This is a genomic window from Actinophytocola sp. (assembly GCF_050699935.1).
Classification (GTDB): domain Bacteria; phylum Actinomycetota; class Actinomycetes; order Mycobacteriales; family Pseudonocardiaceae; genus Actinophytocola.
Window position 1 is genome coordinate 34,084 of sequence record NZ_JBOHGB010000002.1, and the last position, 16,501, is coordinate 50,584.

Below are 16,501 nucleotides of genomic sequence, written 5' to 3' on the forward strand. Positions count from 1 at the left end.
GGCCGTGCTCCCCAAATCGGTCACCCGGTTCACCATCGGCGCGTTCTCGACGCTGGCCGCGACCTTCATCGCCGCGCCCATCGTCGTCGTGATCATCTCCTCGTTCACCGACGGCGGTTTCGTCGCCTTTCCACCCGAGGGCGGCTGGGGGTTCCACTGGTTCGGCGAGGCGATGCAGGCCAGCCAGTACTTCGACGCGGCCGGGTTGAGCGTGCGGGTCGCCATCACCACCGCAGTCATCTCCACGATCGCCGGCTACGGCGTGGGACGCTACCTGGGCCAGGCGTCACCGAAGATTCGCGGCGGGGCCATCACGGTGCTGACCGCCCCCATCCTCCTGTCGACGTTCCTGATCGCCGTCGGCAGCCTGCAGATGTACTCGGCTCTGGGGATCCCACGCACCTTCACCACGTTGGTGCTCGGCCATCTCGCGGTGTGCCTGCCGTACGCGGTCCGGACCATGTCGATAGCCTTCATGACCCATGCCTGGCGCCTGGAGGACGCGGCCGCGTCACTGGGAGCGGGTCCGATTCGGATCCTTGTCAGGGTGGTGCTGCCGAGCGTGCGCGCGCCGATGATCGCGACGGTCGCGTTCGCTTCGTTGCTGTCGTTCGACGATGTGGTGGTCAGTCTGTTCCTGGCCGGACCGGAACTGCAGACCTTGCCGGTGCAGATCTTCTCCGACGTGGAACAATCGCTGTCACCGCTGGTGATGGCCGTCAGCACGATCATCGTGGGAGTGTCCGCCGTATTGATCATCGCATTGGAGAAGTCGCTCGGTCTGGTGTCGGCGTTCGCCGGGAGGTCGGTTACGCGATGAGTGGGTCGACCGGAGCGGCGGGCGATCGGGCGGCGTCGGCGCACCACCAGTCGCACGCGGCACCCGGACTGCGCAGCCCGAAGGTCTCCGAACTGCTGGCCCGGCAGATCGTGGACCAGATCCTGCAGGGCGCGCTGACCAACGGCGAACCGTTGCAGACCGAACGCGAGATGATGGCCAGCTACGGCGTGGGACGCTCGACCGTCCGGGAAGCCTTGCGGCTGCTGGAAACCCGCGGCGTGATCACCATCAAGCAGGGGCTCAACGGCGGCCCGATCGTGCGCATTCCGCGGGCCACCGACCTGAGCGAGTCGCTGTCGTTGTTCCTGTCGTTCGCCGGGGCCTCCTTGCAGGACCTCCTGACGACCAGGCTGGCGCTGGAGCCCGTCATCGCCGTGCTCGCCGCCGAACACGCCACCCCACGGGATATCACCGAGCTCGAGGAATGCGTCGAGCGAATGCAGAGCAACCTGCGTGACTCGGCGACGTTCCGGGCGGAGAACGAGCTGTTCCACACCCTCGTCGCGCAGATCGCCGGAAATCCGGTGCTGCTCACCTTCATCGAGTCGGTCAAGGGCATCTCGGACGGGATGACCGCCGGAGTCACCTACAGCGAGCGGCGCCGACTCGCCGTCGCGCAGGCGCACGCGAGAATCGTGCACGCGCTCTCGGACAACGACCAGGAGCACGCCGGCGAGGAGATGCGTCGCCATCTCGAGGAGGCCGGCATGTACTGGCGCAAGCGGTACGGGCCGATCTACCGCCAGCCGGTGAACTGGCGGCTCTGACCTCGCTCAGCGATCCAGGAGCCGGTAGGGGTCCGCCAACGGCTCGGGGCCGTGGTGGTAGACGACGGTCTTCGGCTCGGTGTAGTCGTAGATCGCGTCGACGCCGTTCTCCCGGCCGAGGCCGCTGAGCTTCATCCCGCCGTACGGCAGCATCCAGCTGACCGGCCGGTAGCAGTTGAGCGTGACCAGGCCGGCTTCGATGCCGCGGGCCATCCGGTGTGCCCGCCCCAGGTCGCGCGTCCACACCGCGGCGGTGAGCCCGTACCGGGTGGAGTTCGCCAGCCGCCGCGCCTGCGCCTCGTCGTCGAAGCCCAGCACCGACAGCACCGGCCCGAAGATCTCCTCCTGCGCGATGGCCGACGTCGGATCCACGTCGACGAACACGGTCGGCTGCACGTAGAAACCGCGGCCGAGGTCCTCATCCGGAGGAGTCCCACCGCCGAACGCCAGCGAGGCGCTCGCCTTCCCCGACTCGATGTAGCGCGTCGTCTTGGCCAGCTGGGCGGCGCTGGCCTGCGGCCCGATGTCGCTGGTCGGATCGAGCGGGCGGCCGACCCTGACCAGCGCGGTGCGGCGCACCAGCTCCGCGGTGAACTCCTCGCGAATCGCGTTGTGCAGCAGCAGCCGCGAGCCCAGCGAGCACGACTGCCCACTCGACTTGAAGGCCGCGAACACGGCCATGTTCAGCGCCGACTCCAGGTCGGCGTCGTCGAAGACGATGTTGGGTGACTTGCCGCCGCACTCCAGCGTGAGGCGTTTCAGGGTCGACGACGAGGCCGCCATGATCGCCTGGGCCGCCTCGGCGCTGCCGGTGAAGCTGATCTTGTCGATGCCGGGGTGCGCGGCGATGGCCGGCCCGACTACGGGACCGGTGCCGGTGACCACGTTGACCACGCCGGGCGGAAACCCGACCTCGCAGGCCAGCCGACCGAGCTCGAGGAGGCTGACGCCGGCCACTTCGGAGGGCTTGAGGACGATGGTGTTGCCGGCGGCCAGCGCCGGGCCCAGCTTCCAGGACGTGAGGTTCAACGGCGAGTTCGACGGGATGATCGCGGCCACCACACCGACCGGCTGGGGGATCGTGTACGCGGACATGTCCCCGGTGACCTCGATCGACCGGCCGACGACCTTGTCGGCCATCCCGGCGAAGAACCGCAGCCAGTCGGCCGTGCGAGCGACCTCACCCGACACGTCGCGCAGCGGGCGGCCGGTGTCCGCCGACTCGAGCTTCGCGAGCTCCGGCGCCTCCGCGGCGATCCGCTCGGCGAGCGCGTACAGCAGGGTCCCCCGCTGCGAGGAGGTCAGCGCGGCCCACGGCCCGTCGAGCGCCGCTCTGGCCGCCCGCACCGCGGCGTCCACGTCCCGCTCGTCGCCGGCCGGCACGACCGCGAACACCCCACCGGTGGCCGGATCGGGCATCTCGATGGCGCCGTCGCCGTACGCGTCGCGCCACGTGCCGCCGATGAGCAGGTGTTCGTATGTGCGGGGGCCGTTCATGCCGCCCCACGGGATGGTCGTCATCCGTCGTTCCCCTCGGCCAGCACCTCCGACAGCACCGTGAACCCGGCGGCGGCCGTCGGCAGGCCCACGTACCAGAGCAGCTGCTCGAACAGCGCCACGAGCTCCGCTCGCGTCACACCGTTGGCCAGCGCGCCGCGGATGTGGTTGCGCAGCGGCTCGACGCGATGCAGCGTCAGCAGGCTGGTGATCGTGCACAGGCTGCGTACTCGCAGATCGAGCACCTCGGAGGCGTAGGCGTTGCCGAACAGCTCACCGACCACCCAGGTGCGCATGGTCGGGCTGAGCTCGGCGATCGGGGCGAACGCCTGCTCGCCGCCCGGTCCGAGGTAGGTCTCCCTGATCCGCTTGCCGGCGTCGAGCCTCGCCTCGCCGGGGTCAGGCATCGACGGCCGGCCTTGCGAAGCGGGCGATCCGGTGCCCGAAGACGACCTCTGTCCGGGTGTCGTCGGGGAAGCCGAACGTGTCCTCGGGCAGCCAGGCCAGCGTGCCCTGGTAGAACCGTCGCCAGTCCACGACGGAACCGACGGCGACGTCGGTCGCGATCACGAAGCCGGCCGCGCCCTGCATCGGCCACACGGTGGATCGCCGGACCGCCGGGTCCAGCCGCAGCCGGCCGGTGAGCCCGGTGACCCCCCAGACCGGCAGGTCCTCGAAGGACACTCCGGTGACGACATCGAGGATCACCGCGTCCGCCGTGGCCGGATCGGAGTTGTCGGCGAGGATGTCGCCGTGACGCACCACGAGCCTGCGGAAGTCCTCGCTATGGTCGTTCTTGAAATGCCCGGTGTAGTAGGCGACGTCGTCCATCTTCTCCTCGAAGTCCCGGATCTCACCGTATGGATCGCTGTTCAGCGCGCCGGGGTCGAGGTCGTACATGTTGAGGAACCGCGCGGTTCCGTTCGTGACGACGTAACGGTGGCAGCTCTGGAAACCCGATCCCACGGGCAGACCGAGCCGCGGCGCGACGTGTTCCAGGTTGTACCAGGAGTTGAGGCCGGCCTCCCGGTCGGCGTCGACGGTGAAGGTGACGATCAGACGTTCCTGGGGTTCGCTCATGGCCTGTTCGCCACTTCCGTCTTGTAGTTCGCCAGCCACCAGCTCGGCGCGAACGCGGGTCCGGTGTTGACGAACTCGTAGATCGTGCCGGTCATCGAGCGCATCGCCCGGTCGAGCATCGCGTCGGCATTGGCGAGGGTGAACATCCGGTGACCGGGCAGCAGGGCCCGCGGCTTGGCCGCCACCATCTTGGCGAGGGAGTCGCGATAGCCGACGAGGTCGCTGTCGAACCACATCGCGCCGAGGGTGCCCTCGCCCTGCACCATGTCGCCGGTGAACAGGGATCGGTGGGTCCCGTCGTCGAGCACGAAGGACACGCTGTCGGCCGTGTGCCCCGGCGTGGCCAGCACGCCGAGCCGCAGCGAGCCGATCTCGAAGGTTTCGCCGTCGGACAGCGCGATGTCTATCTCGACCGGGGGCGGCGGTTCGAACCCGGTCTTGGTGACCAGGTGCTCGGCGAACCGCTCGTCGCGCAGCACCCGGCGTCCGGCCTCCTGCATGGCGATGGGGGCACCGAGCAGCTTGGTCATCTCGTGCGCGCCACGCGCGTGGTCCCAGTGCGAATGGGTGTGCACGATCATCGAGATCGCGTCCGGGTTCACCCCGGTCTCCCTGATGTTGCGGACAAGCAGCTCGCTGTTCATCCCGGAGCCCGACTCGACCAGCACGGCCTGCCCGCCGTTGGCGATGAGGTAGACGTTGGCGTCGGTGGGCGCACTGATCCCGGCGACGCCGCTACCCACGAGATGAATGGAATCGCTGAGCTTGACCATGCGCTGCCTCTCCTGTGGTGTCGTCGACCGTCGCCGTGGTCGTCATGCATACTATGCACAGGTTTTGGCGATGTCCAGCGTTGTCCAGCGTTGTCCAGGTGTGCGCGGGACCCGTCGCTTGCCGCTCAGCCGGCCTCGCCGCCGATATAGTCCACAATAGACGCTCTGTAGTGGACGAATCGCGGCCGCGGCCGCTGAGGGGGTCGGTCAGTGCGCTGGGCGGAGGCTGGAGAGGACCACCGCCACCAGCCGGCGGGCGGCTGCCTCGGACGACAGCTTGCCGGCCGCGTTGACGGCGTGGAGGCGGTAGCCGGCCAGCTCGTCGGGGGAGACATCGTCACGCGGGTTGTTTGGCCGGTCACCTGCTTCTCAGAGTCGAAGGTCCCGCCGGCTCGCGTCGCCGAGGTCATCGCCGTGCCGCGCGGCGCGAACTCCGGTTCGGCCGGCTGCTGCCCGGCCACCGAAAACACCCGCGCACGGCCAGGCCTTGGAGTCAACGGCGTCCCCTACCTGCGCCACGATCCGCCCTGCCGCGCCGGCTGCTCGTGCGGCTGCGTCGGCAGTTGGCGCGCTCGGGGCCCGGCTCGTTGTGGCGCCCGTATGGGCAGGGCTGCCACGTCAGAGCCAGAGACGGGACAGCGAGGGACAGCCGGGTGAGCGCAGAGATGCGTCGGCGGGGCTCGTCTGTCAGGGTGAAGGAGCAGGTGTGACGGACGATGCGGATGCGGGGGCTGTCCCCCGAGCAGATCGATAGCGTGGAGTGCGGCCGGGGGATACGCATGGGCGGGAGCGGTTAGAGGTCGGGATCGGGTGACGGCTGCTGGCCTTGGTCAGCAGCCGTCCGCGCCGAGCGGACCTCGGGGATGGACCGGCGGTCCGCGTGTCGTTGAGTTGCCGTGAACGGCCACACACGCCCGGCCCTGCGGAGCATCACGTGATTCATGGGGTAGGCGGGACGCGGCGTTGTCCGCTGGAGGCGCGGTGGGACAGACGGGCCGGGCTCAGCCGGTCGACTGCTCCGTCCCGGGTCGTGGTACCAGGCTTGTCAACATCTGGCCGAGGCCGCCGTCAACATCGATCGAGGCGCCGTTGACGTAGCTCGAACGGACGTCGAGCAAGAACTCGATCACTCGCGCTACTTCCTCCGCTTCGCCGATGCGACCGCTCGCCACCATCTCCTTTCGTTTGGCCAGCGACTCCGGCACGTCCAGGAACGGCTGGGCCATCGGAGTGGACATGAAGCCCGGGTTCAGAGCGTTGGCTCGGATTCCCCGCTTGCCCCATTCGACGGCAAGCTGCCGAGCCAGGATCTCCGCCCCGGCCTTACTCGCCGAATAGGCACCGGCGTTCGGTGTCGGGCATGAGCTGGCGAGAGACGTGACGTTCACAATGCTCCCGGCACCTCCCCGGAGCATGAGGCGTCCGAAGTGCTTGCAGCACAGGAAGGCGCCCGTGAGGTTCACCGCGACGACGCGCTCCCATTCGGCGAGGTCGAGGTCTTCGATTCCGCCAAAACCGATTACCCCCGCATTGTTCACCAAACCTTGGCAACCACCGAAGCGGGCGTCAAGGTCCAACGCAGCCGCCTCGACCGCGGACTCGTCAGTGATGTCGCAGGCTCGACCAACCACCGCGTAGCCGTCCGCGGCGAGCTTGTCCGCGGCCGCGACGACGTCGTCCGATCGGTCCAGCATCATGACGTTGTCCCCGCGCTCCGCGAGCAGGCGAGCGGTCGCGAAGCCCAGGCCGCGCGCCGCCCCGGTGACGACGACGGTCCGCGCCCCCGTCATCGGGCAAGCTCGGCACGTGCCCGGAGCAACGCCTCACCGTTGCCGAGGCGGTCGGCGAACGGCTCGAGCGCGTCGATCAGTTGCACCTTGGCGGCGTCGGGCAGCTGTGGCAGCGGCGGGCGAACCGGGCTGGTGGGGTAGCCGACGAGGCCCTGCCAGTACTTGGTGATCGCTAGCGGGTGCCTGGCGTGGGCGAGGTCGTGCGAGTCGGCGTAGCTGTCCGTCCAGACCTTGCGCAGCGGCTCGAGCTCGGCGTAGCGCTGACGTGCGGCATCCTCCTCGCCGGCCCGCATCAGCTGTGCATAGTCGCGGATCGGCTGCCAGTTGGCGCTCTGCATGAGCAGGGATGCGGTGGTGGACAGCAGCGCCGGCTGCCCGTAACGCCTGATGTTCTCCAGGTAGTCCTCCTCGAACGGATGACTCACGACGAGCGAGTCTCCTACGAGCTCGCGGATCCGCGCGCTGTGCGCGGGGTCGCGGACAGCGTTCTTGATACCCACCACGTTGTCGCGCTCAGCCAGCCGCGCGATCGCCTCCGGGGTGAGCAACAAGCCCGAGTGCGGGGTGTTGTAGAGCAGGACCTTGCCGTCCAGACGATCCGCGAGATGTTCGAGCCAGGCGACGGCCTCCTCCTCCGACTTGGCCCATTCATAGGGACAGTTCACGAGCACGAGGTCGACCCCATGTTCGAACGCATGACGGCCCAGGCGCAGGGTCTCGGCAGTGCTGTGGTCGGTGATGTTGACCATGCTGTGCCGACGTGCGGCCACGGTGTCGACCATGACCTCGGCGCACCGCATCCGCTCCTCGTGGGTGAGCGACCAGGGCTCCATCAGCATCGAACAGCCCACACCGGCCGCGTCGAGTTCCATCGACTTCTCGAATACCGCGGCAAGCGCCTGCTCATCGATGCTCTCGTCGGCGCGAAACGGCAGCTGCGGTACCAGCCATATCCCGGCGATGTTCTGGTGCGCCCAGCTCATGTGGTCATCCGTCATCGGACACTCCTTCGGGATGGTTGCGGTGGGCGGCATCCAGCCGGCGTTCGGCGGCAGTCCAGCTGTGTTCGATGCCGAACTTCTCGACGTACGGCTTGAGGGCGGTAAGGATCGCCTCCTTGTCCTCGCGAGCGGTCGGTCGTAGCGGCGGTCGTACCTCACCTGTGCCGATACCCATCACCTGCTGCCAGAACTTCGTCCGGCTGACTGGATGAGCGGCGTGCTTGCCTGAGTCGAGGCCAGACCCGCGGTACACCGACTCCCACAGTTCGCGAAGTGCCGCCAGGTTCTCGAAAACTCGCCGCGCCTCATCCGCCCTACCGCTCTGGGCGAGCGTCATGTAGTCCCGGATTGGCTGCCACTGCGGCGACTGCAGCAGCAGCGATGCCGTCGTCGACATGAGCACCGGCTGGCGCCAGGTGGCCCATGCGCTGAGATAGTTGCGTTCGACGGGGTCGCTGACGACGAGTCGGTTGCCGGCCTGCTCGGCGGTGCGGCGGGAGTGTTCGAAGGACCCGGCGGCGTTCAGGACGGCAACGATGTTCGCCTGGTCAGCCAGACGATCAAGCGCGGCAGGTTCGAGCAGCAGACCCGAGTGCGGGGTGTTGTACACGACCACGCGCCCCGGCAGTCGGGGCGCGATGTACTCGAACCAACCAATCGCCTCGCTCTGTGCCTTGGCCCACTCGTAGGGGCAGTTCAGCACGAGGAGGTCGATCCCGGCGTCCACGGCGTGCTCGCCGAGGTTGATCGTCACTCGGGTGCTGTGATCGGTGACGTAGGCCGCGGTGAGCACCCGATCGCCCACTGACTCGGCGAGCACCTCGACGCAGAGCTTCCGCTCGTGAAGGCTCATCGCCCACGGCTCCATCAGCAGGCTGTGGGCCACTGTGCTCACATCGAGCCTGGTGCACGCTCGATACGTCTCGGCCAGCAGCTCGGGTTCAAGCTTGCCGTCCGGCGCGAATGGCGCATGTGGGACTGCCCAGAGCCCGCGTAGATGCCGCACGGCCCACGCCTTTGCCGCGGCAACCGACTCGGTCATGCCCGCCCCCCGTCAGTGCGTGCGCACAGGCAGGTCGAGGATCTCGCGGTACTCGGCAAAGGTGGCGACCTCACGGCCGAGTGACGCCACCATTGCCTTGGCCGACTCGAGGGCCTGCAGGTTCGATTCGAGCCGCTCGGACCGGTGCGGCCATCGCCACACCGTGTCCTCCATCCCGACGCGGATGTGCAGGCCGAGGGCAGCCGCCACGGTCACGAGGTACGACGAGGCCCGGCCGGCCGCGCAGACGAGAATCGTCGCCTCGGGGTCGACGTCGTGGATCGCACGCGTGATGCGCAGCAGCCCGTCGACCATCTGTAGGGGGTTGTTCATCGGACTGCATCCGGGCAGAGCCGGGAGAACGCACCAGAGCTGGTGGGTTCCGAGCAACCCACTGGCGAACAGGTAGCGGGCGGCGTTGTCCACGTCGGCGTCGGTGTAGACGGCGATGATCGGACGCGCGCCGCTGGCCAGGACCAGGCGGGTCTTCTCGAGCATCATTCCGACGGGTTTGGCGAACAGCGCGTCGCCGTTGTACACCGCCGTCGGGTTGATGGGCACCGCGTCGAGAATCCGCCGTTCGAGCGCGATCTTCATTTGCTCCCATTCGCCGGCCAGCGCACAGACGTAGCAGCCGTCGATGCTGATACCGGGGAACTCCGCACGCAGCGGGAGCACGACCTCCTCGAACCGCTCGACCGACAGGGTGTTGTAGCCGCGGTCGTCACGCACATGGACGTGGATGGCACTGGCGCCCGCCTGGGCGCACGCCCGCGCGGACTGCAGGATTTCGGCGGTCGTCTGCGGCTGGTTTGGATTGGCGTTGCGCGTGAAGAACGCACCGGTGATCGCACTCTGGATGATGATCTTGGGCGGGATGTCCCAAGCGGACTGGACGGGCCCCTCATGGAACGCCGAATGCTCCGGGTCGGTGATCTCGGGCAGCCCGTAGGGCTTCCAGATCATTCGATACTGGTCGCGCTCGAGCGCGCGTGCGACGCGATCCCAGCGCACCGTATCCGTCATGTCCCGCTCTCCTTGTGGTCACGGACGCCGCAGCGCGTCCGACTCAGTCGAAGTAGAAGCCACCGTTGACTTCGAGGATCTCCCCGGTGATATAGCTCGACGCCGGGGACGCGAGGAAGACCGCGGCACTGGCGAGTTCGTGGGCCTCGCCGATGCGGCCGAGCGGTACCGCCGCTTCATACGCCGCCTTGGCGTTCTCCCGCTCGACACCCGAGACGTCCACCCAGGCGCCCTCGAGCATCGGGGTGTAGGTCTGGCCAGGCGAAACAGCGTTGACCCGAATGTTCTCCGGCCCGAGGCGACGAGCCAACGTTCGGGTGATCGCGTTGACTCCACCCTTGGACGCCGCATACGCGATGTTGGCCAGCACTGGGCCGGTGCGGGCCGACACCGACCCGGTGAGAACCAGCGCGCCACCCCGACCCGAGCGCCGCAACTGAGCGACGGCGGCCTGGGCCACCCACAGCGTGCCCTTCATGTTGACGTCGACGACGGGCGTCCAGGCATCGTCGTCGACGTCCTCGAACGGAAGGTGCGACGTCACCCCCGCGAAGTGCAGGACGGCATCGGGGGGACCGAGCTCCTCCGCGATCTGCTCGAACGCCGCGTGCACTGCTGCTCGATCACGAACGTCGACGGCTGCTGTCGCCGTCCGCGTTCCCGCCTTCTCGCAATTGGCCGCGACGGCAGGCAAGCCGGCCGAGTTGACGTCGAGCAGTCCTAATGCGACGCAGCCGCAGCTGGCCAGGACGGTAGCGGCGGCCTCCCCCATTCCGCTGGCCGCCCCCACGATGACCGCTGACTCCGGCACCGCGAACGTCCGGGGCCCGCGAGGCAACACTCGACCACCTCCATGCAGCGTCCACACGCGCCGACCGACCGAACGGGCGGTTGGGTAGGATAGTCGTCGGATGCAACCACGATGTCAAGCATGGGTCGGCGCGGACCGAGCCGCGTCGTCGGCGGCGATCAGTCACTCCGTCGCGACATGAGCCCGTGCGTCACGAAACCCCAGAATTGGATGGCGATTTCTCGCGGGGACAGGGGGCCCGAAGCGTCGAACCACTGGTATGCCCAGTTGCACATACCGAATACCGCAAGCGAGGCGAGCCGGGTATCGACGGGCCTGAAGGTGCCGGCATCAATTGCGGACTGAATGGTCGACTCGACCATCCGCTGGTACTGGCGACGCTTGCCGAGGATGCTCCTGAGCGCGTCCGGCGGCAGGTCGCGATGATGCTCGAAGAACGCGCGCACGTGCCCGCGGTGCGTACGCATCAACTCCATGATGTCGACCATGGTCTCGAGCAGTCGCTGCTCCGGCGCCAGATCGCTGGTGGCGCGGCGCTCCTGCTGCGAGATGACGAGATTGACGAACTCCTCGTGGATGGACACGAGGATCTCGTCCTTGCTGGGGAAGTAGTGATACAACGTTGGCTTCGCGAGTCCAACGGCTGCCGCGATATCGCCCATGGTGGCCTGTGCATACCCGGCGCGGTCGAATAACTCCGCCGCGACGTCAACGATCTGCTGGCGCCGTTCCTCGCCCGACATGTTGCGGCGTGCCGCCCGTCCATCGACGGTGCCACCGATCCCGGTTCGGTCCATTGCCCTATCATGCTCCCCTCGTCGACACCTGGCCCGACCGTCTGGACGGTTGGTCGATGTGCTACACTGCCGCTCAGCATCCGACGACGTCTCAGACGGCGCGGCCAGTGTCCCCCCGTTGGTGACCGGAAGGGTCCTATGTCGATGTGTTGCTCACGCTGCCCCAGCCGGCTGAAGCCATGTCGGACCCGAGTCTACGGGCCAGCCACCGTTGCGGACCGCGTTTGGACTATGGCGTGAGCGGTGGCGTTGCCAGACTGCCGTCGTCAGCATCGACCAGAAGTGCCGCGGTTGCCGGCGTCGGCTTCACCGACTACGTCTGGGAATCGCGCCGCAGCGTACTGTCGCTCGCGTCCGAAGCGTGCCGGGCCGCCGTATGGGACTGCGGTCTCGAGCTTTCCGACGTCGATGGCATCGTCAACTACAGCTTCAACAGTGATTCGGTCACGTCCCCGGCCATCGCCTCGACGCTTGCGCTCCCCCGGCTGACCTACAGCCTTGATCTGAACATGGCAGGACAGGCACCGTGTCTTGCCATCATGCACGCGGCCATGGCCGTGTCGTCTGGTATGGCGAACAACGTGCTCGTGTACCGGGCGCTGAACGGCCGCAGTGGCTACCGGGTCGGGCGTGAGGTCTACTCGACACCGACGACACAGTACCGATACCCGGTCGGAGTCACGGCCTACGCGCAATTCGTCGCGATGTGGGCTCGTCGCTACATGATCGAGACGGGGGCGACGACGCGGGACCTCGGGGCGGTCGTGCTGGCCCAGCGCTGGTATGCGGAAAAGAACGAACGGGCCATCCGACGTCGGCAGATATCACTCGAGGACTACCTCGCCGAACCGTACCTCGTCGAGCCGCTGCGGTCCGCGGATTGCACGATCGAGGTCGACGGCGCCTGCGCGGTTCTCGTCACCAGCCTCGAGCGGGCAAGAGACCTCCGACACCGTCCGGCGCGAGTACAGGGCGGTGCTTGGGTGACCGGACCTCGGCCCGGCCTGGACGTCGGCGACGTTTTCGACCAAGACGACCTTTCGGCCAACTTCACCCGATTACTGGCCGACGAGTTGTGGCGATCCGCCGGTCTCGGCCGGGAGGACATCGAGTTCGCACAGATCTACGACTGCTTCAGCAGCACAGTCCTGTTCGGACTCGAAGGCCTCGGATTCGTCGGTCGCGGCGAAGCGGGAGCGTTCGTCGCGTCGGGCGTGACCGCGATAGACGGCTCATTTCCGGTTAACACCAACGGAGGTCTGCTCGCCGAGGGGTATCTCCAGGGGATGAACACTCTCGTCGAGGCCGTCCTGCAGATCCAGAGTCGGGGAGACCAGCGCCAGATCCCCGTGGCCGACGTTGGCGTCGTGACGTCCGGCGCGTTGACGGACGGCAGCGCGCTCGTGCTGACGAACGGCGCGCGATGACGCCTCGCCAGCGGGCCTTGATCCCGCCGGAGGCCGATGCGGACAGCGAAGGCTGGTGGGCCGAGGTCGGCCGACGCCGGTTCACGCTGCCGTGGTGTCGCGCGTGCGACCGCCACTTCTTCCCCCCGATGCCAGCCTGTCCGCTGTGCGCCTCGACCGACATCACGCTCGAGGCAGCCACCGGCGACGGCACGATCTACTCATGGATCACGGTGCACCAGGCGATGGACCAAACCTACGGCGAGGACACGCCGTACACCGTCGTCCTGGTCGACCTGGCGGAGGGCGTACGCATGTTGGGTCGCCTCCTCGATCCGGGGACACCGCGGCCCGGGTCGCCCGTGCGAGTCACGTTCCATGAGGTGGACGGGCAGGTCCTCGTGGGGTTCGTCCGCAGGGATGGTCAGTGAACGAGTTGGACCCGTGGCCTGAGATCGACCGAGACGCCGTCGCGGCGGAGTCCGACCAGACGATTCCCGAGCTGTTCGCCCGAGTATGCGCCGCTTATGCCGAATCGTCGGCAATCGTCACGCCAACGACACGCCTGACCTACGACGGGCTGCGAAGGCGGGTCGTGCAGGCAACGAACGCGTTGAGCTCTCGAGGTGTGCGGGCGGGCGACCGGGTTGCGCTGTGGCTGCCCAACTCTCCGGAGTGGATCGTATGTGCCCTTGCCATCACGCATGTGGGTGCGGTCTGTGTGCCGGTGAACACGCGGTTGCGCGCACCCGAGGTGGCCCAGGTGCTCAGCGCGTCCGGTGCGAGCCTTCTCATCACCACCGACTCGTTCATGTCGACGCCGTTCCTCGATATCTGTGCGGGTCTCCTTGGCGAAGCCGACGGCTCCGAGATCGCCTTACCCACCTCCCGCTACCCGCGTCTGCGGGAGATAATCGCCATCGACGGCGCCCGTCCATGGACAACTGACTGGTCCCGGTTGCTGTCGGGTTGTCGGGACGACGACTGGCACGGTCCGGTGGCGGCGGCCATCGGACGGGCCCGCCCAGATGATCCGGTCGCCATGTTCTGGACATCTGGCTCGACCGGCCGGCCCAAGGGGTCCCTCGCCTCGCACCGCGTACTCGGCAACATCGCCGCGTACGCCCAGATCATCCGCCTGACCAGCGACGACGTGTGTCTCGTCTCGTGTCCACTGTTCTACGTCGCCGGCTTCTACTGGTGCCTGCTCGCTCCCCTGTCGGTCGGCGCGGCCATTCGTCCGCTGGCCCACCTGACACCGGGCGAGATCATCGACGCCATCGCCGACGAGCGAGCGACGGTACTCATCGGTATCGCGAACGCGCACCGCCAGCTCGTCGACCACCCCGACTTCGGTCACCGGGATCTCACTGCCCTGCGGGCTATGTACTCGGGTGGCGGTGCGCTACCGGTGGGCATCGTGCGTCGATTGCGCTCGGTCTTCGAGCTTGACGTCTTCTGCACCGTCTACGGGCTGACCGAGGCGGGTGGCATCGCCACGATGACGCCTGTTTCCGACTCCGACGAGCTGGCCGCCGCCAGCATCGGATTTCCACTCCCCCAGTTCGACATCCGCGTCGTCACACCCGGGACCCGCGAAGACGCGGTCGAGGGCGAGTTGCTCCTGCGCACGCCGTACCTGCACCTCGGCTATGTGCCCGACGACCCGGTAGGCCAGTCGGACTGGTTCGCGACCGGTGACCTGGTCCGGCGGGAGTCGTCAGGACGCCTGTACTTTCGCGGCCGGACAAAGGACGTGGTCAAGGTCGCCGGGGAGAACGTCTCCCCGCTGGAAGTCGAGTCGGTGCTGCTCTCCCATCCCAGCATCAAGGACGCCTGCGTGGCCGGCGTTCCCGATCCGATCCGGGGCGAGGTCGTAGCGGCGGCGGTGGTCGCTGACCCGAACGCCGCCGGCGGTGTCGCCATCGGTCCCGATGACGTCCTGTCCTATTGCAAGAGCCGGCTCGCGCCGTTCAAACGGCCGCGGACCGTCGTAGTCCTCGATCAGCTACCGAACCTGCCGACCGGAAAGCCCGCACGGACCGAGATCCGTGAGCTGCTCAGCCAGGCCCACGACGCCCGGCTTCGGCAGGACGCAACCTGAGGCGTGGGCCCGACTCGCGGGTCCGAACTGGGAACTCGCGCGGGGGCCGGGCGAATCCCCACCTAGCTCAATCCGCCACGACAGCGATGGCACCCATCGGGCACAGCGTCTCTGCCTCACGCAGATCGTCTGCGGCCGCGTCGAGGGCCGGGTCCCCTGCTGGCTTGAGCGCTTCGGCCAGACCGTTCTCACCGACGCGGAAGAGCTCGGAATTGACCATTTCGCAGTAACCGGTCCCCTGGCACTTGTCACCGTCGATCACGATGCGCACGGCTCACCCCTCCCTGGCGACCTGTCCGGGACGGAGCCGCGTCAACGACACCGGGAACGCCTCGAACGCGTCGTAGTAGGAGTCCGGACGTCGACGCGGCGGGTTGTCGGCGTCGAGCTCGACCCCGGCGCGGTACAACGACCGCAGGATCTGCGCAGCGATACCGACTGTCGAGCGTTCCTCCGTGCCGAGCTCGTCGACCGATCGCGACAGACCCGTGACCAGCTGCCGTCCGATACAGGTGTGCACCCCGCCGCCGAAGCCAAGTGCCCAGGGTTTGATCGCGGCCGGCATGGTGCGTGTCGGGTCGAAGCGGTCGGCGTCCGGTCCGAAGACCTTCCGGTCACGATTGGCCTCGGCGAACATGAGCGCGACGTATTCACCTCGGCGTACGGTGCGACCGGAGCGGAGGGTGACGTCATCGCTGGCCACCCGAATCTCGGCTGGGCCCGGCAGGTGCAGCCGCAGTGACTCGTACGTAGCAGCCTGGAGAAAGTCCAGGTCGGTACGCCGGTTCCGGTCCTCGGGGTGCTCGCGTACCCACGCGTCGAGGTGAGCGACGGCATGTGGGACGGCCATCGCCGTGGTCTGGGTACCGGCGACCGCGAACACCGTCGCCTCGGTCATGATCAGGTCGTCCGACCACTCCGGGTCCTCATGCAGAAGCATCAGGGTGACGAGGTCGACAGGCAGCTCGGCCCGGCCGATCTCGTCCCGTCGATAGGACTCGACCAGCTCTCGTCGGCGAGTCTCGCTGCGCGCATAGAAGTCGGCGACGAACTCGTCGCGGACAGCCATGACCTCGGCGATGAGCTCGTTATGGTCCTTTGTGGACCATTCCGCACCAAGGCCCTCGCCCAACTTGCCGAGGTAGCGGGCGAAACGCTCGCTCGACTCGTCGTCGTCAACCCCGTCCAGGCCGACGAAGCCGGCCGTCATCTGCAGCAACATGCGGTGAGAGAGCTGAACGAGATCGACGGGTACGGGCCCAGTCGGTCCACTCCGCGCCGCCGCCTCCGTGAGGACCTGGTCGATCGTAGGCTGCAGCAGTGCGGTCTCGTAGTGGTACAGCGCCTCCTTGCGGAACAAGGCGGAGAGCAGTCGCCGGCGCTTGAAATGCTCGACACCGTCGAGAAGGAGCAACGAGTGCCCGAAGAACGGACGGCTCTCCCCGTGCGACCCCTGCAAGAACTGCTTCGAACGGAAGATCTCGTCCGCCTCGTCGTACGAGGTGATCAGGGTCATGTCCCGGACGTGCGGCGGAACCTCGGTTGACAGGTTCACCTGAACTGCTC

17 protein-coding genes are annotated in these 16,501 nt (G+C 67.7%); 5 read left to right on the forward strand and 12 right to left on the reverse strand.

Translation table 11 applies throughout. The annotated features are described in order from the left end of the window. The first annotated feature begins 4 nt into the window (after positions 1 to 4). Together ACRDTB_RS01220 and ACRDTB_RS01225 are read left to right on the forward strand one after the other, a co-directional pair. Positions 5 to 820 (forward strand): ABC transporter permease, encoded by an 816-nt coding sequence (locus ACRDTB_RS01220; protein ID WP_431427950.1) that lies wholly within the window; start codon positions 5 to 7, stop codon positions 818 to 820. Continuing rightward, on the forward strand, positions 817 to 1,608 hold the full coding sequence (locus ACRDTB_RS01225) for a FadR/GntR family transcriptional regulator (protein ID WP_431427951.1): 792 nt from the start codon (positions 817 to 819) through the stop codon (positions 1,606 to 1,608). Before ACRDTB_RS01220 ends, ACRDTB_RS01225 begins: the two co-directional genes overlap by 4 nt. Before the next feature lie 6 nt (positions 1,609 to 1,614). Here the strand turns inward: ACRDTB_RS01225 and ACRDTB_RS01230 are convergent, their stop codons facing one another. The 10 genes from ACRDTB_RS01230 to ACRDTB_RS01275 all read right to left on the reverse strand — a co-directional run bounded on the left by ACRDTB_RS01230 (position 1,615) and on the right by ACRDTB_RS01275 (position 11,425). Then, on the reverse strand, positions 1,615 to 3,129 hold the full coding sequence (locus tag ACRDTB_RS01230) for an aldehyde dehydrogenase family protein (protein WP_431427952.1): 1,515 nt from the start codon (positions 3,127 to 3,129) through the stop codon (positions 1,615 to 1,617). Next, positions 3,126 to 3,512, reverse strand: coding sequence for a carboxymuconolactone decarboxylase family protein (locus ACRDTB_RS01235; RefSeq protein WP_431427953.1), 387 nt, complete (start codon positions 3,510 to 3,512; stop codon positions 3,126 to 3,128). Before ACRDTB_RS01235 ends, ACRDTB_RS01230 begins: the two co-directional genes overlap by 4 nt. Then, the gene (locus tag ACRDTB_RS01240; protein WP_431427954.1) at positions 3,505 to 4,185 is read right to left on the reverse strand and encodes a hypothetical protein; all 681 of its coding nucleotides are present in this window, start codon (positions 4,183 to 4,185) and stop codon (positions 3,505 to 3,507) included. The genes ACRDTB_RS01235 and ACRDTB_RS01240 overlap by 8 nt, the downstream gene beginning before the upstream one ends. Next, positions 4,182 to 4,958 (reverse strand): MBL fold metallo-hydrolase, encoded by a 777-nt coding sequence (locus ACRDTB_RS01245; RefSeq protein WP_431427955.1) that lies wholly within the window; start codon positions 4,956 to 4,958, stop codon positions 4,182 to 4,184. The genes ACRDTB_RS01240 and ACRDTB_RS01245 overlap by 4 nt, the downstream gene beginning before the upstream one ends. Positions 4,959 to 5,959: 1,001 nt before the next feature. Further along, positions 5,960 to 6,748, reverse strand: a complete 789-nt coding sequence (locus tag ACRDTB_RS01250; RefSeq protein ID WP_431427956.1) for an SDR family NAD(P)-dependent oxidoreductase — start codon at positions 6,746 to 6,748, stop codon at positions 5,960 to 5,962. Further along, a complete protein-coding gene (locus ACRDTB_RS01255) occupies positions 6,745 to 7,746 on the reverse strand; it encodes a dihydrodipicolinate synthase family protein (protein ID WP_431427957.1) in 1,002 nt (333 codons plus the stop codon). The genes ACRDTB_RS01250 and ACRDTB_RS01255 overlap by 4 nt, the downstream gene beginning before the upstream one ends. Further along, the gene (locus ACRDTB_RS01260) at positions 7,736 to 8,791 is read right to left on the reverse strand and encodes a dihydrodipicolinate synthase family protein (RefSeq protein WP_431427958.1); all 1,056 of its coding nucleotides are present in this window, start codon (positions 8,789 to 8,791) and stop codon (positions 7,736 to 7,738) included. Before ACRDTB_RS01260 ends, ACRDTB_RS01255 begins: the two co-directional genes overlap by 11 nt. 12 nt (positions 8,792 to 8,803) lie before the next feature. Beyond that, positions 8,804 to 9,817 carry a 3-keto-5-aminohexanoate cleavage protein gene (locus ACRDTB_RS01265; RefSeq protein WP_431427959.1) on the reverse strand — a complete coding sequence of 338 codons (1,014 nt, stop codon included), beginning with the start codon at positions 9,815 to 9,817 and terminating at the stop codon, positions 8,804 to 8,806. A gap of 43 nt (positions 9,818 to 9,860) precedes the next feature. Further along, a complete protein-coding gene (locus ACRDTB_RS01270) occupies positions 9,861 to 10,628 on the reverse strand; it encodes an SDR family NAD(P)-dependent oxidoreductase (RefSeq protein ID WP_431427960.1) in 768 nt (255 codons plus the stop codon). 158 nt (positions 10,629 to 10,786) lie between these two features. Next, positions 10,787 to 11,425, reverse strand: a complete 639-nt coding sequence (locus tag ACRDTB_RS01275; protein WP_431427961.1) for a TetR/AcrR family transcriptional regulator — start codon at positions 11,423 to 11,425, stop codon at positions 10,787 to 10,789. A gap of 236 nt (positions 11,426 to 11,661) precedes the next feature. Between ACRDTB_RS01275 and ACRDTB_RS01280 the strand changes: the two genes are divergently transcribed. Genes ACRDTB_RS01280 through ACRDTB_RS01290 form a run of 3 tightly spaced genes read left to right on the forward strand, consistent with a single transcriptional unit; the run spans position 11,662 to position 14,935 of the window. Next, positions 11,662 to 12,852 carry a thiolase C-terminal domain-containing protein gene (locus ACRDTB_RS01280; protein WP_431427962.1) on the forward strand — a complete coding sequence of 397 codons (1,191 nt, stop codon included), beginning with the start codon at positions 11,662 to 11,664 and terminating at the stop codon, positions 12,850 to 12,852. Further along, entirely contained in the window at positions 12,849 to 13,262 is a 414-nt protein-coding gene (locus tag ACRDTB_RS01285) for a Zn-ribbon domain-containing OB-fold protein (RefSeq protein ID WP_431427963.1), read from the forward strand. The genes ACRDTB_RS01280 and ACRDTB_RS01285 overlap by 4 nt, the downstream gene beginning before the upstream one ends. Continuing rightward, a complete protein-coding gene (locus ACRDTB_RS01290; protein ID WP_431427964.1) occupies positions 13,259 to 14,935 on the forward strand; it encodes a class I adenylate-forming enzyme family protein in 1,677 nt (558 codons plus the stop codon). Before ACRDTB_RS01285 ends, ACRDTB_RS01290 begins: the two co-directional genes overlap by 4 nt. A gap of 67 nt (positions 14,936 to 15,002) precedes the next feature. Here the strand turns inward: ACRDTB_RS01290 and ACRDTB_RS01295 are convergent, their stop codons facing one another. Then, positions 15,003 to 15,206 carry a ferredoxin gene (locus ACRDTB_RS01295; RefSeq protein WP_431427965.1) on the reverse strand — a complete coding sequence of 68 codons (204 nt, stop codon included), beginning with the start codon at positions 15,204 to 15,206 and terminating at the stop codon, positions 15,003 to 15,005. A 3-nt stretch (positions 15,207 to 15,209) separates the two neighbouring features. Beyond that, positions 15,210 to 16,490, reverse strand: a complete 1,281-nt coding sequence (locus ACRDTB_RS01300) for a cytochrome P450 (RefSeq protein ID WP_431427966.1) — start codon at positions 16,488 to 16,490, stop codon at positions 15,210 to 15,212. Between the last annotated feature and the right edge of the window lie 11 nt (positions 16,491 to 16,501).

Bases quoted from the DNA above. Each gene is read 5' to 3' on its own strand.
- ACRDTB_RS01240 (WP_431427954.1), bottom strand. From the start codon at position 4,185: ATGAGCGAACCCCAGGAACGTCTGATCGTCACCTTCACCGTCGACGCC.
- ACRDTB_RS01265 (WP_431427959.1), bottom strand. From the start codon at position 9,817: ATGACGGATACGGTGCGCTGGGATCGCGTCGCACGCGCGCTCGAGCGC.
- ACRDTB_RS01250 (WP_431427956.1), bottom strand. From the start codon at position 6,748: ATGACGGGGGCGCGGACCGTCGTCGTCACCGGGGCGGCGCGCGGCCTG.
- ACRDTB_RS01245 (WP_431427955.1), bottom strand. From the start codon at position 4,958: ATGGTCAAGCTCAGCGATTCCATTCATCTCGTGGGTAGCGGCGTCGCC.
- ACRDTB_RS01260 (WP_431427958.1), bottom strand. From the start codon at position 8,791: ATGACCGAGTCGGTTGCCGCGGCAAAGGCGTGGGCCGTGCGGCATCTA.
- ACRDTB_RS01235 (WP_431427953.1), bottom strand. From the start codon at position 3,512: ATGCCTGACCCCGGCGAGGCGAGGCTCGACGCCGGCAAGCGGATCAGG.
- ACRDTB_RS01275 (WP_431427961.1), bottom strand. From the start codon at position 11,425: ATGGACCGAACCGGGATCGGTGGCACCGTCGATGGACGGGCGGCACGC.
- ACRDTB_RS01225 (WP_431427951.1), top strand. From the start codon at position 817: ATGAGTGGGTCGACCGGAGCGGCGGGCGATCGGGCGGCGTCGGCGCAC.
- ACRDTB_RS01285 (WP_431427963.1), top strand. From the start codon at position 12,849: ATGACGCCTCGCCAGCGGGCCTTGATCCCGCCGGAGGCCGATGCGGAC.
- ACRDTB_RS01230 (WP_431427952.1), bottom strand. From the start codon at position 3,129: ATGACGACCATCCCGTGGGGCGGCATGAACGGCCCCCGCACATACGAA.
- ACRDTB_RS01255 (WP_431427957.1), bottom strand. From the start codon at position 7,746: ATGACGGATGACCACATGAGCTGGGCGCACCAGAACATCGCCGGGATA.